We start from the raw sequence: 26077 nt of genomic DNA, 5'->3' as shown, positions 1-26077 counted from the left end.
AGCCAGGATCAAACTCTCCAACAAAATCTGTGGAAAACCTGTCCTAGCAACAAACAATCGTTTGTCACCAAAGGAATCTCCGACCACGCCATAAAAGACGCGGCACGGGGTCAATCAATTGGCACTGGCTTAACAAGCACCCTGTTGAGTTCTCAAACAACCAACACACACCGCTGAAGCTCGCTTAGCGAAGCTTACTTCATCCGGGGCAACTTCTCTACTTTACCAGGTCGCTCGCCGTTGTCAAGTCCGTATTTCCGGGCTATTCAACTTCAAGCGGCTTTCCCGAGCATAACAACAGCACCGTTTCCGGTGATCTTGTTTCGGGAGATCCGGTAGGACCGGCCGGCACTGGAGCGTTACGCTCGCTTGCCCGCCCGGCTCCCTGCCGACTTTGTTACTTTACCAGTCCGTTCCGTCCTGTCAAGTTCGCGTTATCCGCTTGTCGACCTTCTGGAACGTTTCCCGCACACGGCAGCCGCACCGTTTCCGGTGTGGTGTCGTGCTGGGAATTCCGGCTGGACCGGCCGGCTCGAGCCTCTCGGCTCTCACCCGCCCGGCTCCCTGCCGGCTGGATCAACCTACCCGGCCGGCTTCGCGATCGCAAATCCGGCCGAGACCGGTTGTTACCGCACCACCCAAGCAGAAGTCCGGCGAACCGGTCGTTTCCGACCAGCCCCTCGGACCTGGAGAACCGTACGGGGAACGGCGAACCTGCGTCAAATCGGCCGTGCGCCGGTGTCCCGGAACAGGGAGGATGACGGAATGACGCCTAGCCCCCGTGCGGACGCGCTGATGGAGATGCTCTTCCCGTTGTGGCAGCTCGTCATCGGTGTCGTCGTGGCGTTGGTGATCGTCGTCGCCACCTATCGGCTGGCGCTGCGCGGACCGTCGAGAATGCGGACCGTGCTGCTCATCACTGGCGCCGCGATCGTGGGCATCACCGTCTTCGGCATCCTCAGCGCCCGCCAAGCCTGACGAAGCTTTCGTCAGGCTTGACGAAACCCCCGTCAGGCCTGACGAAGCACGACCCGGCACCGCAGCACGGCGGACCCGATCAGACGAGGCGGCGGTTGGCGAGGCTCGGCAGCGTGGCCCGGATCTCCGCCTGGCGTGCGAAGTCGAGATCCGCGAACGTGACACCCACGACATCCGGCGCCATGGCGACCACGGTCCCCCACGGGTCGATCACCATGCTGCGCCCGAAGCACGTCCGGTTCGGGTCGTGGTTGCCGACCTGCCCCGCGGCGAGCACGTAGCACTGGTTCTCGATCGCTCGGGCGCGCAGCAGTGGCTCCCAGTGATCCCGTCCGGTGTGCAGCATGAACGCGGCAGGCACCACGAGGACGGTCGCCCCGTCGACGGCCAGTTGCCGGTACAACTCGGGGAAACGCAGGTCGTAGCAGATCGACAGACCGACGACGGCCCCGTCGATCGGCAGGAGCGTGGTCTGCGCGCCGGGCGCGACGGTCTGGGACTCCTGATAGGAGACCCGGTCGGGGATCTCGACGTCATACAGGTGGATCTTGCGATACGTGGCGGCGAGCCCGCCCTGCCGGTCGAACACAAGGGTCGTGTTGTAGGTGTGCTCGGGATCCGGTCCGATCTCGTGGAACGAGCCGGCGTGGACCCAGATCCCGAGCTCTCTCGCGGCGTCGGCGAAGAACGCCGCGAACTCGCCGTCGATCGGCTCGGGCTCCGGCGCGCCGTCGGCGCGGCCGAGATAGTCCACATATTCCGGGAGCACCGCCAGGTCCGCTCCGCCCGCTGCCGCACGCTCCAGCAGGGTCCTGGCCACCTTCAGGTTCTCGGCCCGGTCGTCACGGGCGTTGAGCTGACACACCGCTACGCGCATACCTTCAGCCTACCGATCAGGCGGCGGTGAGCACGAGGGCCGCGGCGGCGAGACCGAGCCCGGTGATCTGCAGCGGCCGCATCCGCTCCCGGTCGACGGCCATCGCGAGGAAGACGGTGCTCACCGGGTACAGCGACGCGATCGGCGCAGTGATGCTCAGCATCCCCCCGCGGACGGCGATGAGGTAGAACGCGTTGGCGGTCACGTCGAACACGCCCGCGGTGCTCGCGAGCGCGACGGACGGGCGGTCCATCTTCAGCGGCACCCGCATGACGCGCATCGCGGCGAGGAGCCCGATCACGCCGACGATCCGGCCGGACAGCAGCGGCCACATCCCAGACTCGTGCGAGGTCTGCGCGATCAGCGTGAAATACCCGCCGAACAGCAGCCCGGCGCCGAGCGCGGCGGCGATCACGCCCCGGGAGACCCGGACGCCGCCGGTCGGACCGGCGCTGACGAGCGTGATGGCCGCGACGGCGAGCACCGCGCCGGTCAGGGCGAGCGCCGACGGGCGGCGGTCGAGGAAAAGGCCGAGCAGCAGCGGCACGGCGGCGGTCGTCGTCGCGGTCAGCGGTGCGACGACGGACATGGCGCCGCCGGCGAGCCCCCGGTAGAACACGACGAGTCCGGCGACGCCGACGATGCCCGCCGCGGCGCCCCAGACGAGGTCGGCGACGGTCGGCAGGCCCGGCCGGGTGACGATCAGCCAGCCGGCGACGAGCGGGATGCCGGCCAGCTCGGCGACGAGCGCGATGCCGAACGAGTTGGTGCGCTGACTCGCCTTGCCGCCGGCGAAGTCACCCGCACCCCAGATGAGCGCGGATGTGGCGGCGAAGACGAGTGACAACACGTCGGCAACGATATGGGTTGCCTCAGCGACCCGCCACCACGTTTTCCGTCGCCCATCCGTCGTTCAGCCAGGGTTTCCTCATGTTGAGCTGGGATCCGTCGGTACCGCGGGAGCCAGTGCGACATGCGACACGCCGCCCACCCCGGTGGGGGTGGACGGCGTGCCGTTCGCGTTTGTCGCCGGCCTCAGGCCGACTTCTCCTCGCGGTCCGCGCGGCGGCGGCCGGCCCGGTGGGCGGCGAGGTCGCGCGGGACGATGGTCGGGATGACCTTCTCGAGGACGACCTCGCGGGTGATCAGGACGCGGGCGATGTTGGGGTTGCTGGGCACCTCGTACATCACGCTGAGGAGGACCTCCTCCATGATCGCGCGGAGCCCGCGGGCGCCGGTGCCACGGAGGATCGCCTGGTCGGCGATCGACTCGAGGGCCTCGGCGTTGAACTCCAGCTCGACGCCGTCGAGCTCGAACAGCCGCTGATACTGCCGGACGAGCGCGTTGCGCGGCTCCGTGAGGATCTTGACCAGCGCGTCGCGGTCGAGGCTCTTCACGCTGGTGATGACGGGGAGGCGGCCGATGAACTCGGGGATGAGCCCGAACTTCAGCATGTCCTCCGGCATCACGTCGCCGAAGCTGTCGTCCATGGTGCGGTCGGTGATCGAGCGCAGGTTGGCGCCGAAGCCGGTGCCGCCCTTGCCGACGCGGGCCTGGACGATCCGGTCGAGCCCCGCGAAGGCGCCACCGCAGATGAACAGCACGTTGGACGTGTCGATCTGGATGAACTCCTGGTGCGGGTGCTTGCGGCCGCCCTGCGGCGGCACGTTGGCGACCGTGCCCTCGATGATCTTCAGCAGCGCCTGCTGCACGCCCTCGCCGGACACGTCCCGGGTGATGCTCGGGTTCTCCGACTTGCGGGCGATCTTGTCGACCTCGTCGATGTAGACGATGCCGGTCTCGGCGCGACGGATGTCATAGTCCGCGGCCTGGATCAGCTTCAGCAGGATGTTCTCGACGTCCTCGCCGACATAGCCGGCCTCCGTCAGCGCCGTGGCGTCCGCGATCGCGAACGGCACGTTGAGCATCCGGGCCAGCGTCTGCGCCAGGTGCGTCTTGCCGCAGCCCGTCGGGCCGATCAGCAGGATGTTGGACTTCGCCAGCTCGACGCCGTCGCCGGAGTTGCCGCCGGACTCCGCCTGGACCCGCTTGTAGTGGTTGTAGACCGCCACCGCGAGGGCCTTCTTGGCCTGGTCCTGGCCGACCACATACTGGTCGAGGAAGGCGCAGATCTCCATCGGCTTGGGCAGCTCGTCGAACTTGACGTCACCCGACTCCGCGAGCTCTTCCTCGATGATCTCGTTGCAGAGATCGATGCATTCGTCGCAGATGTAGACGCCGGGTCCTGCGATCAGCTTCTTCACCTGCTTCTGCGACTTGCCGCAGAAGGAACATTTCAGTAGGTCGCCGCCGTCGCCGATCCGTGCCACCTACGATCTCCCTGCCTTCGGCCGGACTGACTGCCCGGATCGCGTCGTGCTTTCGCCACTCTTGGCGCCGCGCGTGTGTGGTGCCGCGCTGTCGCTTGCGTCTTGCTTCGTGCGTGTTGCTTGGTGCTGCCTCGACGTTACCTGGTGGTCGGCAGTATTCCGACCCCCTGAGCGGTGGTGTCTTTCCGGAGGGCCACATCGGCCCGCCAGACCGTGAGGTGAGGCGGGCCGACCGTGGATCGCGTGGGCTACGCCCCGGAAGCGACCAGCGCCGATTTCTTGCGGCTGACGAGGATGTTGTCGACCAGGCCGTACTCCTTGGCCTCATCGGCCGTCAGGATCTTGTCGCGGTCGATGTCCTTGCGGACCTTCTCGATCGGCTGCCCGGTGTGCCGGGACACCATCTCCTCGAGATTCGTGCGCATCCGCATGATCTCGCGGGCCTGGATCTCGATGTCGGACCCCTGACCGTAGCCGCCCTCGGTGGCCGGCTGGTGGATGATGATCCGCGAGTTGGGCAGGGCGAGCCGCTTGCCGGGCGTGCCGGCGGCGAGCAGCACCGCGGCCGCGCTGGCGGCCTGGCCGAGGCAGACCGTCTGGATGTCGGGCCGCACATACAGCATCGTGTCGTAGATCGCCGTCATGGCCGTGAACGAGCCGCCGGGCGAGTTGATGTACATGATGATGTCGCGGTCCGGCTCGTTGCTCTCCAGCGTCAGCAGCTGCGCCATCACGTCGTTGGCCGACGCGTCGTCGATCTGCACGCCGAGGAAGATGATCCGGTCCTCGAACAGCTTGTTGTACGGGTTGGTCTCCTTGATCCCATACGACGTGCGCTCCACGTAGGACGGGAGGATGTAACGGTTGTGCACCTCGCGCATCGCCGGGGGCAGGCTCAGATCGGTCATCGCTTCGCTCCTCAAGCCAGGGTTCCGGCGCCTTCCGGAGCCTGCTGGGCCCCGGTGATCACCTTGTCGATGAAGCCGTAGTCGCGCGCCTCTTCGGCGGTGAACCAGCGGTCGCGGTCGGAGTCGGACTCGATCTGCTCGAGGCTCTGGCCCGTGTGGAACGAGACCCGCTCCTGGAACATCCGCTTGGTGTAGAGCATCTGCTCGGCCTGGATCGCGATGTCCGAGGCCGTGCCACCGATGCCACCCGAAGGCTGGTGCATCATGATCCGCGCGTGCGGCAGCGCCATGCGCTTGCCCGGCGCGCCGGCGCACAGCAGCAGCTGGCCCATCGACGCCGCCATGCCCATCGCGACCGTCGCCACGTCGTTGGTGACGAACTGCATGATGTCGTAGATCGCCATGCCCGAGTAGACGGAGCCACCGGGCGAGTTGATGTAGAGCCAGATGTCGCGCTCCTCGTCCTCGGCGGCGAGGAGGAGCATCTGGGCGCAGATCCGGTTGGCGACCTGGTCGTTGACCTCGCTACCCAGGAAGATGATCCGTTCCTTGAGCAGCCGGTTGAACACCGAGTCGTCGAGCGTCAGGCTCGTGTCCGCGCCCCGACCGCGCCCAGAGGGCGCGGGACTGACTGGCGACGCTGGAATATGCAGGTCGGTCATGGCAGCCCTTCGCAAGAGTCTTGTACTTGCCGACCCTAACCGGTGTTGGGAGCGGGAGCTTCCCATGCTCACCGCATTTCGCTATGAGCGCACCGTGGTCGACCGGGCCCGTAACGTCTCCGCCGGGCCCGGTCGCTCAGGTCAGTGGTTGTGACCCTCGTGGTCGCCGTGGTCGTGACCCTCGTGGTCGTCGGCCGGCCCACGCAGGTCGTCCAGCGACAGCGCGTTGCCCTCCGAGTCGACGATCTTCACCCGCTCGAGGACCAGGCCCAGCGCCTTGCCCCGCCGCACGTCACCGAAGACCGCGCCGGCGACACCGGCCTGGACCAGCTGGTCGTAATACTGCTGCGGGCCGACACCCGCGCGCTGCGCCCGGTGCACGATCTCGTGCCCGAACTCGTCGTCGCTGACCTGGATGTCCTCGGCGTCGGCCAGGGTGTCGAGCACCAGCTGCACCTTCACGCCTTCGGTGGCCGCCTCGTTGAGCTCGGCGTCCATCTCCTCCTCGGTCTTGCCCTCGGTGGAGAGGTAGTCCTCGAACGACGCACCGATGCGCTGGAGCTGATCGTTCATCGACTCCTTGCGCGACTCCACCTCGTCCTTGACCACGCCCTCCGGCGCGGGGACCTCGGTGGCCTCGATGACAGCCTTCAGCGCCAGGTCACGGGCCGAGTAGAGCTGCTCCATCCGCTTCACCCGGCTCAGCCGCGTGCGCAGGTCGCCCTTGAGCTCCTCGAGCGTGTCGAACTCGCTCGCCAGCTGCGCGAACTCGTCGTCGACCGGCGGCAGCTGCTTGTCCTTGACCGACTTCACCGACACCGACACCTCGGCGTCGCGGCCCTCGAAGTCGCCACCCACCAGCTGCGTGGTGAAGGTCGTCGACTCACCGGCCGACATCCCCACCAGCACGTCGTCCAGACCCGGCACCAGCTGGCCGCTGCCGACCTCGTGGGAGATGTTGTTGGCGGAGCCGCCCGGCACCTCCTCGCCGTCCACGGTCGCGACCAGGTCGATCTGCACGAAGTCGCCGGCCAGCGCCGAGCGCTCCACCGTCTTCAGCGTCGCGAACCGGTCGCGCAGCCCCTTGAGCTGCTCGTCGACGTCGTCCTCGTTCACCACGAGCGCGTCGACCGTCACCTCGATCGCCGACAGGTCCGGCAGCGTGATCTCCGGACGCACATCCACCTCGGCGGTGAACTTGAGCGGCTGCCCATCCGCGAACTCGGTGATCTCCACCTCGGGCCGGCCCAGCGTCTTCACCTCGTGCTCACGGACCGCGGCCAGGATCTGCGTCGGAATGACCTCCTGCACCGCCTCGTTGAGCACCGCGCCCCGGCCGACCCGCTGGTCGATCACGGCGGTCGGCACCTTGCCGCGGCGGAACCCGGGAATCACGACCTGCGAGCCGATCTCCCGGTAGGCCTTCTTCAAGCTGGGCTCCAGCTCGGCGAACGGCACCTCGATTTCGAGCCGCACGCGCGTCGGGCTCAGGGTCTCGACGGTGCTCTTCACAGAACTTCTCCTCATGGGTCGCGGTCAGCCGCTCCAACGGCTGGGTGGACTGGCGGCTGCCTGGTATGTCCCGGTCGGGGTGGCGGGATTTGAACCCACGGCCCCTCGCTCCCAAAGCGAGTGCGCTACCAAACTGCGCTACACCCCGGTGCTGTGCGTCGGCAAGTGTATGCGTTGGGTCCGACAGTCCGCCGCTCGGTATGGCGGTGTCGCACTGCATGGACCCGCCGTCTGCCCTTCGGGACAGGATTCGGTACGCTTGGAGGCGCACCCGGGACGACCGGGCGCACGCGGGCGTAGCTCAATGGCAGAGCTTCAGTCTTCCAAACTGACGGTGTGAGTTCGATTCTCATCGCCCGCTCTTAGGTATTCTTGCAGTTCAGAGCCGATTCGGCTTCTCATCCTGAGTCTTTGCAGCGGTCGCCGTGCCATTGGCGTGCCAGTATTCGACGCCCACCCTGACCGTCACCCAGTCGTTGGTCAGACCGAACCAATCCGCGACCTGGCGAAGCATGTCCGCTTCATCCCCTAAACCGCTGGACTCGCACGAATAGAGCGGATCTGTCTCCAGACCCGTCCGGGTCCACCGTTCGCGCACGGCCAGCAGGGTGAGACCGTCCGGCCCCGGCTCGATCCGCACAACCACCTGCCGGTCCGGCCGCGCGGTGCGGGCGATCTCCCGGACCAGGTCGTGCACCTCGTCGACGAAGGCGCCCGGGTACGGCCGCGACATGCTCCGCCAGCCGGCCACGTCGACCAGGTCGCCGGCCCAGGCGACCGCGGCGGACGAGTCCGGGCCGATCCGCGGTGACTCATGCTCCGCGTCACCCAGGAGGCCACTCGCTCCATCCAGGTGACGGAGGGTCCACGTGCCGTCCTGCTCCGGGTGCAGCACCCAGTACCGGTCGGTGCGGTTCGCTTCACGGATCAGGTCCACGGTCCGGCGCTCCGGACGTCGCGCAACGGCCACGGCGCTGCCGGGCTCGTACTCGGCGTACCTCATACGAGTCACTGTAGGCGGCATCGGACCACGCTGATCAGGGACTCTGCGACAGGGATCGAGAACCGGAAGGGCGTGCCGTCCGGGCCGAGCCCTTCCGCGCGTGCCCGCACCCGCCAGTGACCGTCGATGCAGCCGGTCGAGATCGTGTACTTCCGGCCCGGCGGCGCCGGCGGGATGTCGGAGGCTTTCTGGTACGTGTACGTCTGGCCGACCTGCAGCCACGTCTTGCCGTCCGATCCTTCCCGCTCCAGCCAGAGCGTCAGGGTGTGCCGCTTCGGCGCCGGTTCGCAGTACGCGGTGACCGCCGCCTCGATCGTTCCCTTCCCACGGCCGGCGGTCCACTTCGGCGGCTGGCTCTCCCGCATGTCGCACGCCTGCTTCCTGCCGCCGCCTTCTTCGCACTTGGCAGCCGCGACGAACGGCACCAGCAGGACGAGCACGGCCACGAGCTTCCTCATCGTTTCTTCCCCTTCCGTGTCTGCTTCGCGATCCGGCGGTCCATGCCGTCGGCGATCTCCCGGTCGCGTTCGCTGGTGGCGTGCTGGTAGATCAGGGCCGCCCGCATGCTCGACTGGCCCATCCGGTGCATGAGTTCGCGGGTACTGGCGCCGGACGCCGCCGCGAGGGTGTTGCCGGTGTGACGCAGGTCGTGGAAGTGGAAGCCGGACGGCAGCCCGAGCCGCTGGATGGTCTCGATCCACTGCACGGCCCGCCCGAAGTTGCCGGAACGCAGCAGCGCCCCCTTCCCGCCCGTGAAGATCAGCGCCTCTTGCCCCTCTTGGACGAAGTCGCCGTTCAGGTGAACGCGCAGGGCCGTGGTCGCCGCCGAGGGCAGCGCGACCGTCCGTACACCGGCCTCGGACTTCGGTGCGCCGAACGCCATGCCGTTCCGGAGCGCCGCCAGCTTCCGCGGGACCTTCACCCAGCCCTCGACGAGGTCGAGGTCACACCGGCGCAGGGCAGCGAGTTCACCCCATCGCAGACCGGAGAACGCCGCGACGATGATCAGCGCCTTGAACCGCGGCGGGACGGCGCCTGCCAGAGCGACGACCTGCGCGACGGTCGCCGTCGGGCGCTCGGGCGTGTGATAGCGGTCGTATCCCTTGATCCGGCACGGGTTCTGCCGGATCAGCTCGTCTTCCTTCATCGCCGTGTTCAAGATCGCGCGAAGCAGGCGGTACGCCTTCACGGCCTGCGGCTCGGGCGTGCCGCCGTCGAGGAGGCGCTTGCGCCAGCTCCGGATCGTCGCGGACCTGATCGCGCCCAGCTCCAGGTCACCGAGCAGCGGCCGGACGTGCAGGCGGAACAGATCTTCGTAGTTCTCGCGGGTGCGGGGTGCCAACTTCCGCTCAGTGATCCACTGGGCTCCGTAGTCGCCGAGTTTGATCTCCCCCGCTTCCGGGGCCGTCCACGCGCCCTGAATGATCTCCGACTCCATGACGGTCAGCCAGTTCGCCGCCGCTTTCTCCGTGTCGAAGGTGTTCGGCGCCTTCCGCTCGATGCCGTCCGGCCCGAGGTACCGCGCCTGGAAGCGTCCCGATGGGAGCTTCCGGATGTTGCCGAAACGCCGCCGGCCTTTCTGGTTGGCCACCTACGCCGCCCTCCTGATCTGGCGCCGCAGCTCGGCTGCGCTCAGCGGCACCACTCGATTCCGGTTGATGTAGTCGGTGACGGCCGCCGGTTCGAAGCGGACGAGGCGGCCGACCTTCACGTACTCGATCCGCCGGTCGGCGACGAGCCGCCGCACGAACCGCGGTGTCGTCTTGAGCAAGGCCGCGACCTGCTCCCCCGTCAGCAGCTCGTCAGCCAACGGTCAGTGCCTCCTGTCTCTCCAGCGCGTCCCTGATCTCGGCGCGCTGTTGGATGCGGGCTGAGATCGCCCGCAAGAGCCGGTGCTGGATCGGTGGGACGTCCGGGTCGTCTCGCCGCGCCATCTCCCAGGCGACCGGCGCCGGCGCTCCCGGTTCGCCGTCGGTGACCGGGATCTGGTCGTGGGGGCCGCTGACACCGAGGAGCGCCTTCACCCAGGCGCGGGTGTCGTACTTGTGGTCGGCGAGGGTCTTGCCGGACCACTGGCGGGAGACGAGCACCCGCCGGCCGCCCATGCCGAGGGTGGTCCGCTGGTGGACCTTGGCCTTGCAACGGCCGGCGGACTGGTTCGGTCGGGCGTTCTTGGGCTGGACGCCGTACCGGAGCCAGTTCGCGCACCGCGGCGAGCAGGGCGTGTAGCGGAGTTCGTGCCAGAACCGTTCGAGGTGGGTGCGCTGCCGGTCGGTGTCGATCGCGTGGCAGGTGTCGACGGACTTGGTGAGGTACTTGGTCAGGTAGCCGATGAGCTTGCTGGCCTTCGCTGTGCCGCCGAGGACGCCCTCTGCGTGGACTTGTGGCCCGAACCGCGCGACGTGTACGGGCTCGTCGCCGATCTCGTCGAGGGCGTCTTCCCAGGTTGGGAGAGCTTCCCGGGTGTCCGGGTCGACGTAGGCGCGCTGGTCCGGGTCCCAGATCGGCGCGTGGTGGTCGGGGTAGTGCACGGTGTCGATGGGTGGCCACCAGACCTGGTGGTAGGTGGCCGCGGTGATCCTGCGGAGGAGGTCGCGGGACATCGTGCCGCGCATCGCGAAGTGGGCGTGTGGAGCGAGGCGGCGTTGGGGTTCGACGGCGCCGAAGTACTGGATGGACCAGCCGGCGGCGCGGCGGGCGTTCTGCCAGAACCGGTCGAGCAGCGCCGGGAAGTGCACGGCGTCCCAGGCTGCGCGCCGGTAGTCGTAGGTGGCCGGGTTGACGGGGGTGCCGTCGGTGCGGACCCGGCCGTAGGTGTCGAGGGTGAGGGTCAGGAACGTCGAGGGCTGGAACACGTGCCCGTCGCGGCCCTCGTACGTGCGCCCGACCGTCGTTGGGGCGACCTTCAGCCGCGGGAGATCGGGTGCGTCCTGGCGCCGTTTGGTCGAGCGGACCCGGCGCGTCGGTTTGGGCTCGCCTTCTGGTTTGCCGACCGGGGTGAGTCGCCCCCGCATGCCGGATTCGGTGATCGCCTGGTCGAGTTCGGTGATGGCGGCTTCGAGCTCGCGGACCTGGTCCCATTCCGCGGCCTGTTCCGCGCGGTTGCGTTCGAAGACGAAGTGCGCCCGGAGCACGATCAGGGACCGTTGACCTTCGGTCGGCTCGTCCGGGTCAGGGAGCGGCTCGTCGGTGCGGTGCCAGCCTTCCCGGCACTGCTGCTGCCGCAGCCGGCGGGCGCGCTTCGCGCACGGCGGGCACTTGTCCTCCCGCGTCGCGCCGCATGGCAGGTCGATGACTTCACTGACACCGGTGGTGAGGTTGGTGCGGCGGAGCATGACCGGACGGGTGCAGACGCCGTACTCATGGGCAAGCTGCTGGAGAGCGTCGACGGAGCGGGGCATCGCGAACCGGGCGGCACGGGAACCGGGGCGTTCGGTTGTCTGGGTCACCGGTGGGCGGCTCCGTTCACCCGGACGAACGCGTCAGGCGACACCAGCAGCCGTGGCGGACTGTCGACCGGCACAACTTCCTTGGGCGGCTCGACCACAGCCGGCGTTTCGACGGTCGCCGGTGGGGTGGACAGGACGAGCTTGATCAGTGCCAAAAAGCCGAGCGCCGGGATGGCCGAGATGATCCAGCCGGACAGGCCGGGTTTGGCCTCGGCGAACTGACCGGCGAGGGACAGCGTGACCGCGCCGACGATCATGCCGATCGGGTACCGGCCGACCGGGATGCCCCGCCTGCGCCGCCGGCGGGCTTCCAGGCCGGCGGCGAGGGGGATCAGTTCGGTCACGGCGGCATTGGCCCAGCCGAACCAGTCGCCGGTGCCACGCGGCGAGTTGTGCATGGTCCAGTCGTGGACGTGGGTGAACGAGGCCGCGCCGGCCATCCCGGCGACGGCGAGCAGAATCAGCACCTGCGCGCCGCCCTCGATCCGCTGGGTCATGCCGCCACCCGCCCCGCCGGCAGCGCCCGCCGCACACCCTCCAGGACCGCACGGGCGGTCAGGTCGACGCCCACGGCGAGGAGATGCGCCTGCCGGGACGCCGTGACCTCGTCACGGTCGAGCCGAGCGGAGAGCCGCAACTCGATGTGACCGACGCCCTTGATCGTCTCGACGCGGGTGGCGACGAGGCTGCCGTACGGCGACGGCCACGACGCAGGCGCCGACCGGTGCTCTCCCGACGGGTAGCCAAGGCGAGCGGTGCACCGGTGGCCTGCGGCGCACCAGACCGGGCACTCCCGGTGGCCGCGGAACCAGGTCCGGCCGGTGGCGGACTCGCGGTGGCCGATGCGCAGGGCGGTGGCAAGGTTGCGGGCGGCGGTCCAGACGTTGGCGTTCATGCTGCGGCACCTCCACGGGTAACCGGCCGGAGCCGGGCGTAGTCGTGGGCGAGTTCGGTGATGTCGTCGTCGGTGAGGTACGAGAACCGGACCCGCATCGGCGTCGGGTCGCCGTCGAGGACGACGTACGCGACGCCCGGCGAGCTGCGCGGGATCCGGTCGCACAGCGCGCCCCGATCGCGGGCACCTTCGCCGAGGGTCAGGTCGACGTGCGCCTGCTCGGTGAGCCGCAGCCCGATTCGGGTCGGGAACAGGTCCCGGAACGGCAGGACCTCCTTGCGCGGGTCCTGCAGGCACGCGACGACGTGCACGCCGACCGCGCGGCCCTGCGTGAGCAGCACCCCAAGCGCGGCCTTGATCCGGTCTTTGAGCTGCCGGTCGGTGAGGTACGCGGTCAACGCCGCAAGCTCGTCGATCACGATCACAATCAGCGGATCACCGACCGACGGCACGTGCTGACGCGTCTTTCCCCGCAGCCGGGCCGTGCGTTCGCGCATCGTGGCGACGGCCTCTTCGAGCATGTCCGCCATCGCCTTGAAGTCCTCACAGGCGAACCGGGCGAACAACGGCATGCCCGCGGCGAGTTCCATCCCGCCCTTCGGGTCGAACGCCCACACCTGCACCAGGCCAGAACGGATGCCCGAGGCGAGCGCCCGAAGCAGGGACCAAATCACCGAGCCCTTGCCCGCGTCGGTCGCACCGACCACGAGAACCTGCGTGCCGAACAGCTGCAGCGCGTACACCTCGCCGTCCTCACGCTGCGCCAGCTCCAGCGCCCGGAAGTCCGGCCCCTCGGGGACGGGAAACGGCGGGACCGTAGCGAGCAGCGGATCGCCGCGCAGCAGCGTGATCACCACCTGGTCGGGACGCGAGCCGCCCGACACGCGGCAGGCGCGGGCACCGAAGGTGTGCGCCAGCCGTTCCGAGACCTTGGCGAAATCGTCCGGGATCTGCCCGGTGACCATCCGCACGGTCAGGACGTCGGCCATGCCGGAGCAGCGGACCCGCTTCACCACCGGGATCACGGTCCGGCCGTCGAAGGTCACGCTCAGGCCGGCGGTCGCCATCGCGGGCAGCCATTGACGTCGGTACAGCCACCGCCGCCAACGAGCGAGCACGGGGTAGTAGCCGAACTGGAAGAAGCTCGGCCGGTGCAGCGACCACCAGGAGCCGGCGACGGCCGCGAGCCCCAGGACCAGGACGACGGGGCCGTACCAGTCGAAGCGGACGTACAACGTGGCGAGCACGAGCGCCGGCAGCGTGACGACCCAGTGTCGGACGAGGAGCACCGTCAGGGTGAGCAGGCCCTTGCCCAGCCAGACGAAGAGGATGAGCCAGAGCGGGACGCGGAGGTACGGCGTCCGGACGTTGAACGGCGCAGGCTCGATCCGCTCCCCACGGATCACGTTGACTAGCGGCATCGGGCGTCACCGCTTCGGACCCGACGCTCCACGCTGGTGAGCAGGGCGCGGCTCGACCGGATCGCCAAGGCCATCCGGTCCAGCGCCGTGTGCAGCCGGGCCAGCTCGTCGGGGCCGCTCCCCCACAGGTCCCACGACCCGGGGTCGCCGATCTCGTGGTGCGTGATGTCGCGCAGTACCGCGGCGAACATGCAGCCGGCGTCGTAGATGTCGCTCAGGTCGATGTCATCGAACCCGTCGGCGGGCAGCAGCAGCGCCGCCTCCGCGCGGGTCTTCGGCTTGTACTCGGAACGCTGCGCCTCTGCTGTGATCTGGGCAGCGTCAACTACCTTGGCCATGACAGCCTTCTCCTCTTTCAGGGCGTGGGAGGTTGGCGCCGGGGGCGGGAGACTCTTGCCGGAGATGGCCCGCCCCTGGCGTGTTCACGTACGCGTCAGGCAGCGACCTTCGCGGGCCGTGCGGTCTCGCCGGGCGCGACCATCGCGCTGGCGCGGATGGACCAGGCGAGGCGGGCGCGGCACTTGTGCGGCTGCCGCTCGCCCTTGCATCCGGTCGAGTCGTTGTACGGCGTCACCGTCAGATCCGAGAACGCCACCGGCGTGACCGTGATCCCGCCGGGCAGGGTGACGCCCTCGGGCGGCACCGGCTGGTGGGCCGCTGCGATCTTCACCTTGACTTCGGTGGAGCGGCCGAACTTCCCGGCCTCCGGGTCCTGGTCCATGACCTTCACGACCCACAGCCGGGTGCCGTGCTCGTCGCGCGCCTGGTTGTCGTCCTGCCTGAGCCGGTCGAAGTCGACCAGCTTGTCAACTCCGAGGAACAGAGCACCGTTCGGGAACACGTACTCGAACGGCACGGGAATCTTGATCGAGTTGGGAACCACTGCGAGCGCCTCCATGCATTTCCGTCGTTATGCACGAGTGTATATGCGCGCGTGCATAACGCCAACAAGTTAGCCCGGTTGTGTTGACAAGCCTTCAGATGGCGAACAAAGACGCCTTCCGGACTCAGCGCAGCGGGTACGTGTGCCGGAGTCCGTCGACAACGCCGACCAGGACGAAGAGCACCGCCAGCACCGGCGCTCCCGCGGCGTCGTTGACCGTCGTCGCCAGGTCAAGCACCGGCGAGCCCTCGGCGATGTCGAGCAGGCCGGCCTCCTCGACCGTCGCCCGCCGGGCCGACGCCTGTTCGACCGCGTGGTCGGCGTGCACATGGTGCCGAGAGGCGAGGAGTTCGAGGAAGCCGGTCGCCAGCGGATCCGGCCTCGCCGCGGCAGAGCCCGCGGCAAGCTCGACCGCGAGACATACCACCGCCAGGCCAACCGGAACGCCGTCGATACTGAAGCGCCGAAGCCGCCGGTACACCGGAGTCCCCTCGGGGACGTTGAGCATCGCGGCCACCCGACCATCTGCCAGGACCGGCGCGACGCCGATCAGCTCGTGATCGCCGGTTTCGGCCGCATCGAGGACCATCCTGGGCAGGGCAGGGCCGGGGCCGACCGGCGAACGACCGGTCGGCCTCGAACGAAGTTGGCGCGGCCCTGCTGCGAGTCGATCCAGCCTTCCTGCTTCAGGAAGGTCAACGCTTTCAGGACGGTTGGTCGCGAGACCCCAAAGAGTTCCGCAAGGCGATGCTCCGACGGCAGCGCGGAGCCCGGCGCGTAAACGCCGTCGGTGATGCGTTGCCGGAGCGTCGCCAGGATCTGCAGGTACTTCGGAAGTCGCGGTTCTTCGCGGAGCATCTCGCCACCATCGGAGCGGGGAAAGGTCAGGACCGGGCGGTGAACCAGGAACGACCGGTCGAGCCGGCCCGCGGAGCGATGAGGTCTGGACGGGTGGCACCCGGCTTACGACGCGGTAGTCGCTGGTAGCGGCAGAGCAGGCGGATCGCGGCCCGCCGCTGTGCACACGGCCCGGCAGCGCCGCACCCCGCGCACTGCTCGCCGAGGCCGACCGGTACGTGCGCATCGAGGACCGCTTGCGCCTGCCGGACGGCATCTTTCGCGGCCGAGCTGAGGTAGATACGGGCGGTCATTGGCGCACCAGCTCGTCAGCGGCGGAGCCGGCGTACTCCGCGAGCAGGGAATGCATCTCGTTGCACGGCACCAGACGCGGCGGCACACCGGGGACGACCGCATGCCGGAGGCCCTGGCAGACGTGGCACCGCTCCCCCGGCACCAGCGCCCAGACAACGAACCTGCGGTACATGACGGTGAGGTCGTGCTGACCGGTCTCGGCCATCGCGGCGGCGAGCAGGCCGAGCATCTGCCGTTGGGCCGCCGTGGAAGTCCCGCCGTGCATGTCGAGGATCGCGCGTCGGGCGTCGGCGCATGGCCATTCAGCGCCATCGACGGCGCACGTCCAGGACGGCCGCCGCGCGGCGTGGGCGGTCATGCGGCAACCTTCCGCACCCCGGCGAGCAGAACGAAGACCTCACGTTGGGCTACCGCGAGGCCCTGGCCGTTGAGCGCGTAGCCGCGAATCCAGGCCCAGCCGTCGTACGTGGGCCGCTGGTCAAGCGCCGCGACGATGAGCTTGATAGCGCGATCACCAGCGAACTGTGGCGATGCTTTCGCATCGAGTACGACGGTGTCGCCGGCGCGTGGGACGTAGGGCATGCGAGCCTCCTCCATGGAAGGCGCCGAGACGGACGGTCTCCTCACCTGCTTCGGTGTTCAGCACCCGCCCCGGCGCCGCCTGTGGCGACGTGACAAGACACGTCGGCGCGCGTACATCAGCAGATCAAGCCACCTCTATGCACGCATGAATGTTATTATGCACGCGTGCATAAGTGTGGTCAACGCAGGTCACCCAGGCGATTCGCAAGAGACTTACTGCTTCCGGAACGGCCAGGTCAGAGCAGCCGCAACCAGCAGCAGACCGACGGCACACAGCAGCGGAGTGGTGAGGCCGTACCGATCGGCAACGACACCGCCGACCAGAGCGCCCAGACCGGCCGATCCGAGACCGATGATGCGGAACGCCGAGACGACACGACCGAGAAGGCCATCAGGGGTCAGCTCCTGACGAGCCGAACCGATCGCGACGCTGGACAGGGAGCCGCTCGCACCGAGGAGCACGAACATCACTCCGGTGACCCAGACGTTCGCGGCGAGCGCGATGCCGGCCCATCCGAGCGCCTGCCCGACGTGGACGATCGCCGCCGTTTGACGGTACGAGAGGTTCCGGGTCAGGAGTCCCGCTCGCCAGCCGACCGCGACTCCACCGATCGCGCCGGCGGCGAGGAGCACGCCGTACACAGCGTCGGACACGTCCAGGACGTCAGTCACGTAGAGCACGAACGTCGCCAGCGCCACGTTGTAGCCGAAGTTGTAGGCGCCCATGCTCATCGCGAGGACCCGGAGCTCTCGCGTGTGGATCAGATGCCGGACGCCGGCCTTGATGGCGGCGCCGATCGGCTCGTGCTGTACATCTGCGCGAGGAGTGGCGGGCAGTCTCCGCACGAACAGCGCTGACACGAGGAACGACATCGCGTCGAACGCGAACGGGACCGCCCGGTTGAGGACGAACGTCAGCGAGCCAAGGGGCGGACCGAGCAGCGACCGGCCGACCGTGTCGAGCGCCCAGAACCGGCCGTTGACGTGAGCGAGCGTCTCTTTGTCGCGGCCGACAACCGCGGGGATGGTGGCCTGCGCCGCGGAGTCGAAGAAGATCTGCGCGGCACCGACCACCACGATCAGCGCGACCAGAACGGGAAGGCTGACGTATCCGGTGGCCACGAGCACCGCGAGTCCAGCCAGCAGCACGGCCCGGACGACATCGGCAACGACCATGACCGCGCGGCGCGACCAGCGGTCGACGAGCGCGCCCGCTGGGAGGCCGAAGACCAGCCACGGCACGTAGAACGCCGCCGTCACCGCGGAGATGGCGACCGGATCGCGGGTGAGCGATGCGGCGAGCAGCGGGCCGGCGGCGAGGAACGCCCCATCACCCGTGACCGAGACACCGGTTGAGACGAGCAGCGGCGTCACCCGGCGCGTGGATTCCACGTCAGGTGCCGCCGCTGAAGCCGTCATGTCCCGGACTACCGGGACAACGTGTCGATCTCGAACTCACTGCCGTGCGCGCCGGCCAGGAACGCCGTCCACTCCCGCTCCGTGAAGGCGAGAACCGGACCGGTGCCGTTGGCCTTGGTGTCGCGTACGCCGATCATGCCGTCAGCGTAGGCGACTTCGACGCATCCGCCATCCGCGCTGTGCGTGCTCTTCCGCCAGACCGCGCCGGCGAACCTGTCCTCGCTCATGCTCTGCCGCTCCCCTCGACCGGGCCGACGTACCGCTCGATGTCGGCTGCGAATGATCGAAGATATTCAACAGACTTCTCTGGGCTCAGCGCAACACCCTGTAGCCTCTCAAACAGCTCTGAGTAATGCGCGACGTCCTCCTCAGCAGAGAAGTACACGTCGCCCGCCGGCGCCTCGACGAAGGCAACCGACGGACTCTCCTCCGCGATGAAGTCAAAGATGATGAACCCGACCGTCGCGATCACCGTCGACCGCGCGCCTAGCGGGATGATCCGGAGGTCAAGCCGCTCCTGCGCCTCGCCGGCCTCAGCGAGCGCAACGACCTGCTCGCGAAGCGAGCCAAGGGAGCCGGGCCGGAGTAGTAACGCGCGCGTATCGAGCACCACTTCGTACCGCGGTCCGCCCTCTCCACGCACGACAGCCTGACGCCGCATTCGCGCATCAGCTGAGGCCTCAGGGTCAGGCACGTTAGCGGCAGCCGTGATGTCGCGGGCGTACTCGCGTGTCTGCAGAAGCCCGGGCACTGTGATGATCTGGAAGTGACGTAGCCGTCTCGTTACAACCTCAAGGGAACCGACAGAGCCCTGACGACGCGGGTACCCACCTGCCCGGACAATCCATGCTCCTTCGCCGGTGTCAACCGCAGTAGCACCCAGCAATTCGGCTCTGACGTCGTCTCCCACACCGTACAACGCAAGCAGATGTGCGATATCACGGACGGTGAAGGCGGTCCTGCCCGCCTCGATACGAGACACCTTCGGCTGTGACCAGCCAAGGGCATCAGCGACCTGCTCTCCCGACAGTCCCGCGGACATGCGTAGCCGCCGAACCTCCGAGCCGATTCGCAGTCGCTGGGCTGATGCGTCAGATGGCACGCCACTATCATTACAGCCGGACGCGGCGCCCACTAGGGCGACCACCCTGCAGACTTGCTACACAAGGAGATTCGTCCAGTCACTCATGCGAATCGAGAAGGTTCAGCTACGGCATCGAATCAGTATTTAACCGTCGTCTTTCCTGCCTTGCAATCCGCAGCCACCCTCGCATTTCATCGTGTTCAATAGCGGTGATCTTCTGAACCAAAACCTGATCTCGTTGCTCCGAGTCGTACGGCGGGGCGAGCGTGCGGTACTGTCGGCGCTCCGTTTCTATGGCCTCTCGGGCCTCCGAATACCGCAAGTAGTTTTCTTGCCAGTGGAAGGTGGCCTTTAGCCCAGTCAGAACCACAACTGCAGTTCCAAGCAAGGCGGAAAGGATTGGGCGCTGAGGAACCACGACAACCGAAGCCGGAATCGCTGCAGCGATCAGAACGACTGACACTTCGGTGAACTTGTGCCATTTCCTCGATCGTATAGCATGAGACCGGTACCAATCGTACGAATCATCCGCCACCTTGATAGCATAATCCGCAACAGTCGCCCTGCTGCTACTCGGCTCCATTGCACCCTTCCGCTCGCGACCAGATTCCGAGATCCACGACATTGTCTAAACGTTTACTATCTGGAGTGTGTACGCATAAGTCTAGAAAGTTTTTGCAAGCTCATCCCACGACCTTAAGATCTTCATTGAGTCTCGGATTGCCATAACACCCTTGTGTCCAGGCGTAAACGCGCGACGCAATGAGATACTCATGCGTTGCACGAACGCCAACATCTCGACCATCTCATTTAATTGCTCCGGCAAATCCTCCATTCCATCCGTGAAAGACCGAACCTCCTGCAGCGCCTCTCGGAGACCTGCACTCACTCCGGGCGCTTTTGTTTCTCCTACTTCAAATACCACTTGGCGCAGAGCCGCGTCGGCCGCCGATAGGTGCTGGAGCATCGCGGCACCGCTGACACCCAGTCGCTGCGATGGCTCCTCAACCTCCTTTGCGACAAGGACAGAATTTCGACTCACCGCCTGCCGGTCAGTCGACGCGTTGAGCCTTCCGATACCCGACATAACGACATCAAAGAATTCCTTCACGTCTGCGAGAGCACCCGGCGCCACCTTTCCGAAACTCTCGCATTCCTCCTGGAACTCATGAACTAAATAGTAAAGTCCGCCCTCAACGTCGTCAAAATCTTCTTCTTGCTCTCCATTCGCGCCGGACGGGTCGGATGAACGACCGATAGCATCTGCACCAGAAGCGCGCTGCTCACCGGACACCTCTAGCTCTGCTAGCTTGTTCTCTGCCTTCTCCAGCGCGAGAATCAGTTTGTCAGTTATTCGATTCATCGCGACCGCCCACTCGGCAGACTTAAACCCATGCACCCATACATCTTCTAGCGACTCACGCTGGAGCCGCTCTACGATGCGCACCTCTTCCCTCGGATCCAACGGATCAATTAACCTGCCGCCCGCCAGAATTAACGGAAGGATCAAATCCGTAACACCCAGTACCTTTGCGCTAGCATAGAATGCCATAAGTTCTTCTCGACAGGCCGCCCGGTTGAAGTAGTTCATCGTAATCAGAGGGATGAAGGCGGTCGCCCCCCGAACTGCGTCGGCGATACTTACGCGCCAATCCTCTCCCCATTTAATGTCCTGCCGGTCAACGAAAACTCTCAGATTCTTTCCGGTCTTGGCTCGATAGAGGCCTTCAATTCGGGCCTTTATCTCGCCAGCAATGCCATTCATTACAGCATCATCGTCGCGAGAGTAGCTCAGGAAGCAAGCGGCATCTCCTGCCGCGGCATCGTGTTCTGATGACATCGACGCAACGTACCGCAGCCGAGCGCTACAGGACGATTCGGACACATAGACGAGCTATCACGTTGATCGTTTGCAGATTCTGTCAAGCGGACGACTAATTTCCGCCGTCACGTACATATGGCGATCCCGATCTACCCACGGCAACCGGCCGCCCAACGACAACTTCAGTCCTTTTGGCTGATGCGCCTGGCCGCCACAGGCTAGCGCAAACGGGACTTCTCTAGACGCATTGCCGAATTTGCCTTTATAAAATCAAGCGGCCCGCCGCGGCGGGCCGTCCGACTCAGTCCGGCAAGTTGTAGCGGAACTTCGTGGTCGACAGATGTTCGTCCGCGGGGGACCACGACGCGTAGACCCTCATCACGCCGCCGCTCGTGGTGTAGCCGCCGCCAGGCTTGCGACGACACTGAATCTGGTCAACGACAACCAGGTCGGTAGGTGAGAAATTGCGTGCATGGGCAACCTCGTTGACCGTGAGCTCGACGGCCTCAACCTGCACGGAGCTTCCTTTGACCTCAACGTGTCGCTCTGGTCCCAGGCCGTGCACAACCAGGTCGTACGGTTTGCCAAGTTCGATGATCCCTGTGGCGCCCTGGGCGTAGTAGTGCTCCTTCGCCCGATCGACGGCCCACCGTTCCACTGCTCTCGCCTGTTCCGGATCCCTGGTACGCGGCATGCCGACCGCGCGCTTCACCTTCGATGCGGTAGCCGTCCCCTTCGTCTCCGGGCCTGTCGGCACGGCTCCCTGGAGCTCGGGGATCGCCGCAACGAGTGCGGCGGGAAACTTGGCGAGATAACCCTGCTGAGCCCGCAGTTCGGTCGGCCGGTAGAAGATGAAAGGAAAGTAGAGCGTTCCAGACACCTGGCCCGAGAGCTCGTCATACACACTCTTCACCGTCAAGATTTGCTGATTGAGATCATCGAGGGTCACCGGATTGTCGAGTCCGTTGAACCCACCGAGCCCCATCTGGTAGCTGGCCCCGGTCGTCGGAACGCCTCGCGCTCGGCCTCGGGTTCCTCGTGCCTGCCAGGTCATCGAGCCGCTGGACAGCGGTCCTGTCACTTCGGACCAGCCCACGAGAGCGGGTCGGCCGGCGAGTGTTCGATGCCAATGCAGGACGACATCGCCAGGCTTCGTCTCCGCGACGAGGGTGTACGACCACTGCCCTTTGCCCGCGCCATCGGCCTGGGGTGCCAGGAGATCAGCACCTAATTGCTCTTCGTCCCTGTCGGTAACTTCCATCCAAAATCGTTCGGCCGGACGGTTCGACCACCAGATGTTCAGGGACATTTGGTCATACTGCATCGTCGTGAGCGCGTTAGCATCAGCCGAACTCACGGTTTGCGCCTATCGCATTGGTGTCCGTAGGCCCGAGGTGGTGCGCGTCGACACCGGCCGCTTCGCTTCCTGCGAGCTCCGTGGGTAGTTGCCCTCTCGCCTCCGGCGGGGCCTCTGGCTCCGGGGAGGTCGCTCCGCTCCCCGCACCGTCGTCCAGGACGAGCCGAGCAGACCGGCACCGGGCACGCCAGGCCAAGCCGCTCCGCGGTCGCCTACGGCGAGCCTGGCCCACCCGGCACCGCCCCGCTCCCTGGAAGGTGGACGACGGCATACGGGGAGACTCCGCTCAGCTCGGCTCAGGGGACGGGGACGCGGTGACAGGAACGCCGCTCGCGCTCGGCCTGCTGGCGGCGCAAGCGCCGGCATCGGCCGGCGCGGCGGCTACGCGGCCAAGTCGAAGGATTCGCTCCACCGGCTGTCGTCGGTCTCGACCGTCAACCTCACCATGCCGACAGACATGTCGGTGCCGGACTCGAAAGACCACTGTCCGAGCCACTCGGTTCCCGTGCCCCCGCAGGACCGGCCCATCAGGCGCAGCGGAATGCCGCCTTGTTCGGCGTGCAGCTTCACGGACTGGAACGTCAAGTCAGCCGGCGACCTGGGCGGTGGAGTTCCAGCCGCTGCGGCTCCGGAGGTGTGCCACTCGACCAGCGCGGCTTCATGCGCCCCTGCGGGATGACGAGTCTCGTCATCAGGCACGCCGACCAGACGAACCGCAAGGCGACCGACCCACGCTTCCACCGTCAGCAGGTGGATAAGCACGTCGTCGACGCGGGCGACCAGCTCACCGGACGCAACCACCCGTGGAATACCCGCCATGCACACGACCATAGCCGCCTACGTCAGCCGACGTTCTCCGACACGTTGACCTGCGATAGAGGCTCCGGACCGGGCATCGGCCTCATAGACCGCCATGACGGCGCAGGGCAGAAGGCGCGTCATGATCGAACGTGCCATTCGCGTGCCAGTAGTCCTGTCCGACAGGGGTCGCGAACGGGCACGAGCGGGCGTGAGAACCGCGCTCCCACCAGGCCAATCGGGCAGATCACCCCACCTCAGGGCGATCTTCCAAACTGACGGTGTGAGTTCGATTCTCATCGCCCGCTCTTAGCTCTTCACGCAGGTCAGGGCCTGGATCAGATCCTCGTCCCGGACGTCACCCGTCGTCGGCGAGCGGTTCGAAGACCGCCCGGCACTTCACCTTCCGCGCCACCTATCCAAGGAGCCGGCTCAGGCTCGCCGTCGAGTCGCGCCGCGAGCGAGGACCGGCTACCGCGGCCCGGGCATCGTCCGGCACGACGCGATGCCGAGACCGCGAGACCGCGAGACCGCCCGTGGGGTTGCGTCACGGGGCGCGCCAGCGGGCGCGGTCCTCGCCCGGCTTGCGGGTGCAGCGCATCAGTTTGCCGGTGGAGGTGTGGCCGGTCGCGCCTTCCGGGGAGCAGAACGCGCCAGCGTGGACGACGTTGCCGCCACCTCCCGCCGGGGCGGTCGTCTTCGGGGCGGCGGGTTTCGTCGTGGGCTTCGTCGTGGCCGGCGTCTTCGGCGCGGGCGCTCCCGTGGCCGGAAGCGACGCCGGCGCGGCCGTCCCGACGGCCGACGCGGACGGCGAGGGCGACGGGGACGGCGACGAGGACGGCGACGGTGACGTGGAGGCCGACGTGGAGCCGGCGGCGCCGAGGGGCTGCGCGTCAGGCTTGGCGGTGGAGCCGCAGCCGACGAGGGTCAGCAGGATGATCACGGCGGCGGTGAGGCGGCGACGGCTCATGGGGTGATCCTGCGCCGTGGGTGGCGGGTGGCCGATCGGCTGTGCGGGTGGCATGGAGATCACGTTCAGTCAGGCGTACGGCACGTTCGGATACGTGTCGGTCGTTCCCGCGGCCGGGGGTCACAGATCGGGGGAAGATGCCGCACCCGTCCAGCGGACCGGGAAGACGCCGAGGCGGGCCTCGTGGACCGGGTCGCCGGACGCGACGTGATCCGGGTGCTTCGCGCAGCGGACCGGTACGTCGCCGGTGGCGGTCGGGGTCAGCTTCACGGCGGCGCAGGTGATGATCTCCATGAGCCGGAACCTTAGTCGAACACGCGTTCGAAATCAGCCCGATCATGGAATTGACCAGGGAGAACGTCCACTACGTGCCGCAACGTCCGATCATTGGCACGCGGTGGCGCGGGCGTGCAGGTACCGGCGCAGCGGCAGACTCCCAGTGAGCTCCGCGGCCCTGAGGTAGGCGTCCCTGGCGGGGGCCGGCGAGCCGGACATCTCCAGCAGGTGGCCCCGGACCGAGTGGAAGCGGTGGTCACCGTGCAGGGAGGTCAGCGCCGACAGCAGGGCGAGGCCCTCGGCGGGGCCGGTGGCCATCGTGACCGCGACGGCGTGGTTCAGCGCGACCATCGGGTTGTCGGTGAGGGTGAGCAGCACCTCGTACAGCGCGACGATCTGCGGCCAGTCGGTCGCCGCCGCGGAGGGGGCCTCGTCGTGCAGGGCCGCGATCGCCGCCTGCAGCTGATACGGGCCGACGGGTCCGCGGGGCAGCGCCGCCGTGACGAGTGCCACGCCCTCGGCGATCGCCGCGGCGTCCCACAGGCTGCGGTCCTGCGCGTCCATGGGCACGGGGGTGCCGTCCGGCGCGGTGCGGGCGGCCCGGCGCGCGTCGGTGAGCAGCATCAGCGCGAGCAGCCCGGCGACCTCGTTGCCGAAGGCGTCGGGGGGCAGCAGCCGGTGCACGAGCCTGGTCAGCCGGATCGCCTCCGCGGCCAGGTCGGGCCGGTGCAGGTCGGAGCCGGCGGTGGCGGCGTACCCCTCGTTGAACATCAGGTACAGCACGTGCAGGACGGTGCCGGAGAAGGTGTCCGGCAGGGCGAACGGCACCCCGCTCGCCTTGATGCGCTGTTTCGCGCGGGTGATGCGACGGGCCATGGTCGCCTCCGGCACCAGGAAGGCCCGCGCGACCTCGGCGGTGGTCAGGCCGCCGACGGCCCGCAGCGTCAGGGCGATCTGGTCGGGCGGGCTCAGCGACGGGTGGCAGCACATCGCGAGCAGGATGAGGCTGTCGTCGACGCCGGCGCCGGCGGCCGACGGTGGCGGCGGCACCCATTCCGCCTCGCGGCGCAGCCTGGCGGACTCGCTGCGCAGCAGGTCCGTCAGCCGGCGGGACGCGACGGTGATCAGCCAGCCGCGCGGCGAGTCGGGGACGCCGCCGGCCGGCCACTGCGCGGCGGCCGCGATGAGGGCCTCCTGCACGGCGTCCTCGGCGTGGTCGAAGTGCCCGTAGCGGCGCACGAGCGCACCGAGGACCTGCGGCGCCAGGGAGCGCAGCAGGTCCTCGAAGGACTGCTCAGAGACCGATCTCATCGGCGGAGTCGATGATCGGCCGCACGTCGGCGTACGCGGTCGTGGCCACCGACGGCGGCGCCGGGCATTCGCCGAGCCGCGCGGCGATCTCGGTGGCCCGGTCGAAGCTGTCGACGTCGACGATCCAGTAGCCGGCGAGGACCTCCTGCGTCTCCGCGTAGGGCCCGTCGGTGACCAGGGCGGGCGCGCCGCCGATCCGGCGGGTGTGCACCGGGGCGCCGAGCGCGCGGGTCTCGACCAGCTCACCGGACGCCTCGAGATCCTGGTTGAACTTCGTCATGAACTCGCCCATGGCGGCGAAGTCCTCGCCGGTCCAGACGGGGTCGTTGCCGGGCCTGCCGGCCATCTCGTCGTAGTCCCGCTGCGACGCGTACGTCAGGATCATGT

At 67.6% G+C, this 26077-nt stretch carries 32 protein-coding genes and 2 tRNA genes; 2 read left to right on the top strand and 32 right to left on the bottom strand.

The features are described 5' to 3' along the window. Positions 1 to 765: 765 nt before the first annotated feature. Positions 766 to 978, top strand: a complete 213-nt coding sequence (locus tag ACZ6TV_RS36230; protein ID WP_465302518.1) for a hypothetical protein — start codon at positions 766 to 768, stop codon at positions 976 to 978. A 79-nt stretch (positions 979 to 1057) separates the two neighbouring features. Here the strand turns inward: ACZ6TV_RS36230 and ACZ6TV_RS36225 are convergent, their stop codons facing one another. From ACZ6TV_RS36225 to ACZ6TV_RS36195, 7 genes are all read right to left on the bottom strand, one after another. Next, on the bottom strand, positions 1058 to 1855 hold the full coding sequence (locus tag ACZ6TV_RS36225) for a carbon-nitrogen hydrolase family protein (RefSeq protein WP_465302516.1): 798 nt from the start codon (positions 1853 to 1855) through the stop codon (positions 1058 to 1060). A 16-nt stretch (positions 1856 to 1871) separates the two neighbouring features. Next, a complete protein-coding gene (locus ACZ6TV_RS36220) occupies positions 1872 to 2705 on the bottom strand; it encodes an EamA family transporter (protein WP_465302514.1) in 834 nt (277 codons plus the stop codon). A gap of 185 nt (positions 2706 to 2890) precedes the next feature. Beyond that, positions 2891 to 4186, bottom strand: coding sequence for an ATP-dependent Clp protease ATP-binding subunit ClpX (gene clpX, locus ACZ6TV_RS36215; protein WP_465302512.1), 1296 nt, complete (start codon positions 4184 to 4186; stop codon positions 2891 to 2893). A gap of 248 nt (positions 4187 to 4434) precedes the next feature. Then, a complete protein-coding gene (locus tag ACZ6TV_RS36210) occupies positions 4435 to 5094 on the bottom strand; it encodes an ATP-dependent Clp protease proteolytic subunit (RefSeq protein ID WP_327008554.1) in 660 nt (219 codons plus the stop codon). 11 nt (positions 5095 to 5105) lie between these two features. Further along, complete coding sequence (locus ACZ6TV_RS36205; RefSeq protein WP_465302510.1) at positions 5106 to 5756, bottom strand: ATP-dependent Clp protease proteolytic subunit; 651 nt, start codon at positions 5754 to 5756, stop codon at positions 5106 to 5108. 141 nt (positions 5757 to 5897) lie between these two features. Beyond that, entirely contained in the window at positions 5898 to 7268 is a 1371-nt protein-coding gene (tig, locus tag ACZ6TV_RS36200; RefSeq protein ID WP_465302508.1) for a trigger factor, read from the bottom strand. A 74-nt stretch (positions 7269 to 7342) separates the two neighbouring features. Continuing rightward, positions 7343 to 7416 (bottom strand) — tRNA-Pro (locus ACZ6TV_RS36195). 142 nt (positions 7417 to 7558) lie between these two features. On the opposite strand from ACZ6TV_RS36195, the gene ACZ6TV_RS36190 reads away from it, so the two are divergent. Then, positions 7559 to 7629: transfer RNA gene (locus ACZ6TV_RS36190), tRNA-Gly, on the top strand. An 18-nt stretch (positions 7630 to 7647) separates the two neighbouring features. Here ACZ6TV_RS36190 and ACZ6TV_RS36185 read toward each other — a convergent pair. The 25 genes from ACZ6TV_RS36185 to ACZ6TV_RS36065 form a co-directional block, all read right to left on the bottom strand. Further along, positions 7648 to 8271, bottom strand: coding sequence for a hypothetical protein (locus ACZ6TV_RS36185; protein WP_465302506.1), 624 nt, complete (start codon positions 8269 to 8271; stop codon positions 7648 to 7650). 5 nt (positions 8272 to 8276) lie between these two features. Continuing rightward, positions 8277 to 8729, bottom strand: a complete 453-nt coding sequence (locus ACZ6TV_RS36180) for a hypothetical protein (RefSeq protein WP_465302504.1) — start codon at positions 8727 to 8729, stop codon at positions 8277 to 8279. Beyond that, the gene (locus ACZ6TV_RS36175) at positions 8726 to 9862 is read right to left on the bottom strand and encodes a tyrosine-type recombinase/integrase (protein ID WP_465302502.1); all 1137 of its coding nucleotides are present in this window, start codon (positions 9860 to 9862) and stop codon (positions 8726 to 8728) included. The genes ACZ6TV_RS36180 and ACZ6TV_RS36175 overlap by 4 nt, the downstream gene beginning before the upstream one ends. Continuing rightward, complete coding sequence (locus ACZ6TV_RS36170) at positions 9863 to 10081, bottom strand: helix-turn-helix domain-containing protein (protein ID WP_465302500.1); 219 nt, start codon at positions 10079 to 10081, stop codon at positions 9863 to 9865. After that, positions 10074 to 11672, bottom strand: a complete 1599-nt coding sequence (locus tag ACZ6TV_RS36165; RefSeq protein ID WP_465302544.1) for a replication initiator — start codon at positions 11670 to 11672, stop codon at positions 10074 to 10076. Before ACZ6TV_RS36165 ends, ACZ6TV_RS36170 begins: the two co-directional genes overlap by 8 nt. 44 nt (positions 11673 to 11716) lie before the next feature. Beyond that, entirely contained in the window at positions 11717 to 12217 is a 501-nt protein-coding gene (locus ACZ6TV_RS36160; RefSeq protein ID WP_465302498.1) for a DUF2637 domain-containing protein, read from the bottom strand. After that, complete coding sequence (locus ACZ6TV_RS36155; protein ID WP_465302496.1) at positions 12214 to 12615, bottom strand: hypothetical protein; 402 nt, start codon at positions 12613 to 12615, stop codon at positions 12214 to 12216. Before ACZ6TV_RS36155 ends, ACZ6TV_RS36160 begins: the two co-directional genes overlap by 4 nt. Further along, a complete protein-coding gene (locus ACZ6TV_RS36150; RefSeq protein WP_465302494.1) occupies positions 12612 to 14036 on the bottom strand; it encodes an FtsK/SpoIIIE domain-containing protein in 1425 nt (474 codons plus the stop codon). Before ACZ6TV_RS36150 ends, ACZ6TV_RS36155 begins: the two co-directional genes overlap by 4 nt. Further along, entirely contained in the window at positions 14027 to 14374 is a 348-nt protein-coding gene (locus ACZ6TV_RS36145; RefSeq protein WP_465302492.1) for a hypothetical protein, read from the bottom strand. Before ACZ6TV_RS36145 ends, ACZ6TV_RS36150 begins: the two co-directional genes overlap by 10 nt. Positions 14375 to 14469: 95 nt before the next feature. Next, entirely contained in the window at positions 14470 to 14934 is a 465-nt protein-coding gene (locus tag ACZ6TV_RS36140; protein WP_465302490.1) for a hypothetical protein, read from the bottom strand. A gap of 109 nt (positions 14935 to 15043) precedes the next feature. Next, positions 15044 to 15508, bottom strand: coding sequence for a UTRA domain-containing protein (locus ACZ6TV_RS36135; protein WP_465302488.1), 465 nt, complete (start codon positions 15506 to 15508; stop codon positions 15044 to 15046). After that, positions 15469 to 15777, bottom strand: a complete 309-nt coding sequence (locus ACZ6TV_RS36130) for a GntR family transcriptional regulator (RefSeq protein WP_465302486.1) — start codon at positions 15775 to 15777, stop codon at positions 15469 to 15471. The genes ACZ6TV_RS36135 and ACZ6TV_RS36130 overlap by 40 nt, the downstream gene beginning before the upstream one ends. Positions 15778 to 16066: 289 nt before the next feature. After that, complete coding sequence (locus ACZ6TV_RS36125; protein ID WP_465302484.1) at positions 16067 to 16429, bottom strand: hypothetical protein; 363 nt, start codon at positions 16427 to 16429, stop codon at positions 16067 to 16069. Then, positions 16426 to 16653, bottom strand: a complete 228-nt coding sequence (locus ACZ6TV_RS36120) for a hypothetical protein (RefSeq protein WP_465302482.1) — start codon at positions 16651 to 16653, stop codon at positions 16426 to 16428. Before ACZ6TV_RS36120 ends, ACZ6TV_RS36125 begins: the two co-directional genes overlap by 4 nt. A 213-nt stretch (positions 16654 to 16866) precedes the next feature. Next, positions 16867 to 18072 (bottom strand): MFS transporter, encoded by a 1206-nt coding sequence (locus ACZ6TV_RS36115; protein ID WP_465302480.1) that lies wholly within the window; start codon positions 18070 to 18072, stop codon positions 16867 to 16869. Between the two features lie 8 nt (positions 18073 to 18080). Next, the gene (locus ACZ6TV_RS36110) at positions 18081 to 18299 is read right to left on the bottom strand and encodes a DUF397 domain-containing protein (RefSeq protein ID WP_465302478.1); all 219 of its coding nucleotides are present in this window, start codon (positions 18297 to 18299) and stop codon (positions 18081 to 18083) included. After that, complete coding sequence (locus ACZ6TV_RS36105; RefSeq protein ID WP_465302476.1) at positions 18296 to 19174, bottom strand: helix-turn-helix domain-containing protein; 879 nt, start codon at positions 19172 to 19174, stop codon at positions 18296 to 18298. The genes ACZ6TV_RS36110 and ACZ6TV_RS36105 overlap by 4 nt, the downstream gene beginning before the upstream one ends. A 106-nt stretch (positions 19175 to 19280) precedes the next feature. Next, positions 19281 to 19739: a DUF4231 domain-containing protein gene (locus ACZ6TV_RS36100; RefSeq protein ID WP_465302542.1), complete on the bottom strand. Its 459-nt coding sequence runs from the start codon at positions 19737 to 19739 to the stop codon at positions 19281 to 19283. Positions 19740 to 19820: 81 nt separating this feature from the next. Continuing rightward, positions 19821 to 20996, bottom strand: a complete 1176-nt coding sequence (locus ACZ6TV_RS36095; RefSeq protein WP_465302474.1) for a toll/interleukin-1 receptor domain-containing protein — start codon at positions 20994 to 20996, stop codon at positions 19821 to 19823. A 283-nt stretch (positions 20997 to 21279) separates the two neighbouring features. Then, a complete protein-coding gene (locus tag ACZ6TV_RS36090) occupies positions 21280 to 22287 on the bottom strand; it encodes a protein NO VEIN domain-containing protein (RefSeq protein WP_465302472.1) in 1008 nt (335 codons plus the stop codon). Between the two features lie 429 nt (positions 22288 to 22716). Then, the gene (locus tag ACZ6TV_RS36085) at positions 22717 to 23154 is read right to left on the bottom strand and encodes a hypothetical protein (protein WP_465302470.1); all 438 of its coding nucleotides are present in this window, start codon (positions 23152 to 23154) and stop codon (positions 22717 to 22719) included. 526 nt (positions 23155 to 23680) lie between these two features. Further along, a complete protein-coding gene (locus tag ACZ6TV_RS36080; RefSeq protein ID WP_465302468.1) occupies positions 23681 to 24103 on the bottom strand; it encodes a hypothetical protein in 423 nt (140 codons plus the stop codon). Positions 24104 to 24223: 120 nt separating this feature from the next. Further along, positions 24224 to 24397 (bottom strand): hypothetical protein, encoded by a 174-nt coding sequence (locus tag ACZ6TV_RS36075; RefSeq protein ID WP_465302466.1) that lies wholly within the window; start codon positions 24395 to 24397, stop codon positions 24224 to 24226. 90 nt (positions 24398 to 24487) lie between these two features. Next, positions 24488 to 25690, bottom strand: a complete 1203-nt coding sequence (locus ACZ6TV_RS36070; RefSeq protein ID WP_465302464.1) for an RNA polymerase sigma factor — start codon at positions 25688 to 25690, stop codon at positions 24488 to 24490. Continuing rightward, a complete protein-coding gene (locus ACZ6TV_RS36065; protein ID WP_465302540.1) occupies positions 25674 to 26075 on the bottom strand; it encodes a YciI family protein in 402 nt (133 codons plus the stop codon). Before ACZ6TV_RS36065 ends, ACZ6TV_RS36070 begins: the two co-directional genes overlap by 17 nt. Positions 26076 to 26077: the final 2 nt, after the last annotated feature.

Source organism: Dactylosporangium sp. NPDC051087 (genome assembly GCF_055586325.1).
This window is presented reverse-complemented; position numbering and strand designations above follow the sequence as displayed.

Excerpts from the sequence above, each read along its gene's own strand:
- ACZ6TV_RS36065 (WP_465302540.1), bottom strand. The coding sequence starts at position 26,075 with ATGATCCTGACGTACGCGTCGCAGCGGGACTACGACGAGATGGCCGGC.
- ACZ6TV_RS36155 (WP_465302496.1), bottom strand. The coding sequence starts at position 12,615 with ATGAACGCCAACGTCTGGACCGCCGCCCGCAACCTTGCCACCGCCCTG.
- ACZ6TV_RS36080 (WP_465302468.1), bottom strand. The coding sequence starts at position 24,103 with ATGAGCCGTCGCCGCCTCACCGCCGCCGTGATCATCCTGCTGACCCTC.
- ACZ6TV_RS36180 (WP_465302504.1), bottom strand. The coding sequence starts at position 8,729 with ATGAGGAAGCTCGTGGCCGTGCTCGTCCTGCTGGTGCCGTTCGTCGCG.
- ACZ6TV_RS36165 (WP_465302544.1), bottom strand. The coding sequence starts at position 11,672 with ATGCCCCGCTCCGTCGACGCTCTCCAGCAGCTTGCCCATGAGTACGGC.
- ACZ6TV_RS36160 (WP_465302498.1), bottom strand. The coding sequence starts at position 12,217 with ATGACCCAGCGGATCGAGGGCGGCGCGCAGGTGCTGATTCTGCTCGCC.
- ACZ6TV_RS36100 (WP_465302542.1), bottom strand. The coding sequence starts at position 19,739 with ATGGAGCCGAGTAGCAGCAGGGCGACTGTTGCGGATTATGCTATCAAG.
- ACZ6TV_RS36135 (WP_465302488.1), bottom strand. The coding sequence starts at position 15,508 with ATGGTCCTCGATGCGGCCGAAACCGGCGATCACGAGCTGATCGGCGTC.
- ACZ6TV_RS36210 (WP_327008554.1), bottom strand. The coding sequence starts at position 5,094 with ATGACCGATCTGAGCCTGCCCCCGGCGATGCGCGAGGTGCACAACCGT.
- ACZ6TV_RS36185 (WP_465302506.1), bottom strand. The coding sequence starts at position 8,271 with ATGAGGTACGCCGAGTACGAGCCCGGCAGCGCCGTGGCCGTTGCGCGA.
- ACZ6TV_RS36085 (WP_465302470.1), bottom strand. The coding sequence starts at position 23,154 with ATGGCGGGTATTCCACGGGTGGTTGCGTCCGGTGAGCTGGTCGCCCGC.
- ACZ6TV_RS36150 (WP_465302494.1), bottom strand. The coding sequence starts at position 14,036 with ATGCCGCTAGTCAACGTGATCCGTGGGGAGCGGATCGAGCCTGCGCCG.
- ACZ6TV_RS36230 (WP_465302518.1), top strand. The coding sequence starts at position 766 with ATGACGCCTAGCCCCCGTGCGGACGCGCTGATGGAGATGCTCTTCCCG.
- ACZ6TV_RS36225 (WP_465302516.1), bottom strand. The coding sequence starts at position 1,855 with ATGCGCGTAGCGGTGTGTCAGCTCAACGCCCGTGACGACCGGGCCGAG.
- ACZ6TV_RS36120 (WP_465302482.1), bottom strand. The coding sequence starts at position 16,653 with ATGCCCTACGTCCCACGCGCCGGCGACACCGTCGTACTCGATGCGAAA.
- ACZ6TV_RS36070 (WP_465302464.1), bottom strand. The coding sequence starts at position 25,690 with ATGAGATCGGTCTCTGAGCAGTCCTTCGAGGACCTGCTGCGCTCCCTG.
- ACZ6TV_RS36130 (WP_465302486.1), bottom strand. The coding sequence starts at position 15,777 with ATGCTCCGCGAAGAACCGCGACTTCCGAAGTACCTGCAGATCCTGGCG.
- ACZ6TV_RS36205 (WP_465302510.1), bottom strand. The coding sequence starts at position 5,756 with ATGACCGACCTGCATATTCCAGCGTCGCCAGTCAGTCCCGCGCCCTCT.
- ACZ6TV_RS36115 (WP_465302480.1), bottom strand. The coding sequence starts at position 18,072 with ATGACGGCTTCAGCGGCGGCACCTGACGTGGAATCCACGCGCCGGGTG.
- ACZ6TV_RS36090 (WP_465302472.1), bottom strand. The coding sequence starts at position 22,287 with ATGTCCCTGAACATCTGGTGGTCGAACCGTCCGGCCGAACGATTTTGG.
- ACZ6TV_RS36110 (WP_465302478.1), bottom strand. The coding sequence starts at position 18,299 with ATGAGCGAGGACAGGTTCGCCGGCGCGGTCTGGCGGAAGAGCACGCAC.
- ACZ6TV_RS36145 (WP_465302492.1), bottom strand. The coding sequence starts at position 14,374 with ATGGCCAAGGTAGTTGACGCTGCCCAGATCACAGCAGAGGCGCAGCGT.
- ACZ6TV_RS36125 (WP_465302484.1), bottom strand. The coding sequence starts at position 16,429 with ATGACCGCCCACGCCGCGCGGCGGCCGTCCTGGACGTGCGCCGTCGAT.
- ACZ6TV_RS36140 (WP_465302490.1), bottom strand. The coding sequence starts at position 14,934 with ATGGAGGCGCTCGCAGTGGTTCCCAACTCGATCAAGATTCCCGTGCCG.
- ACZ6TV_RS36075 (WP_465302466.1), bottom strand. The coding sequence starts at position 24,397 with ATGGAGATCATCACCTGCGCCGCCGTGAAGCTGACCCCGACCGCCACC.
- ACZ6TV_RS36095 (WP_465302474.1), bottom strand. The coding sequence starts at position 20,996 with ATGTCATCAGAACACGATGCCGCGGCAGGAGATGCCGCTTGCTTCCTG.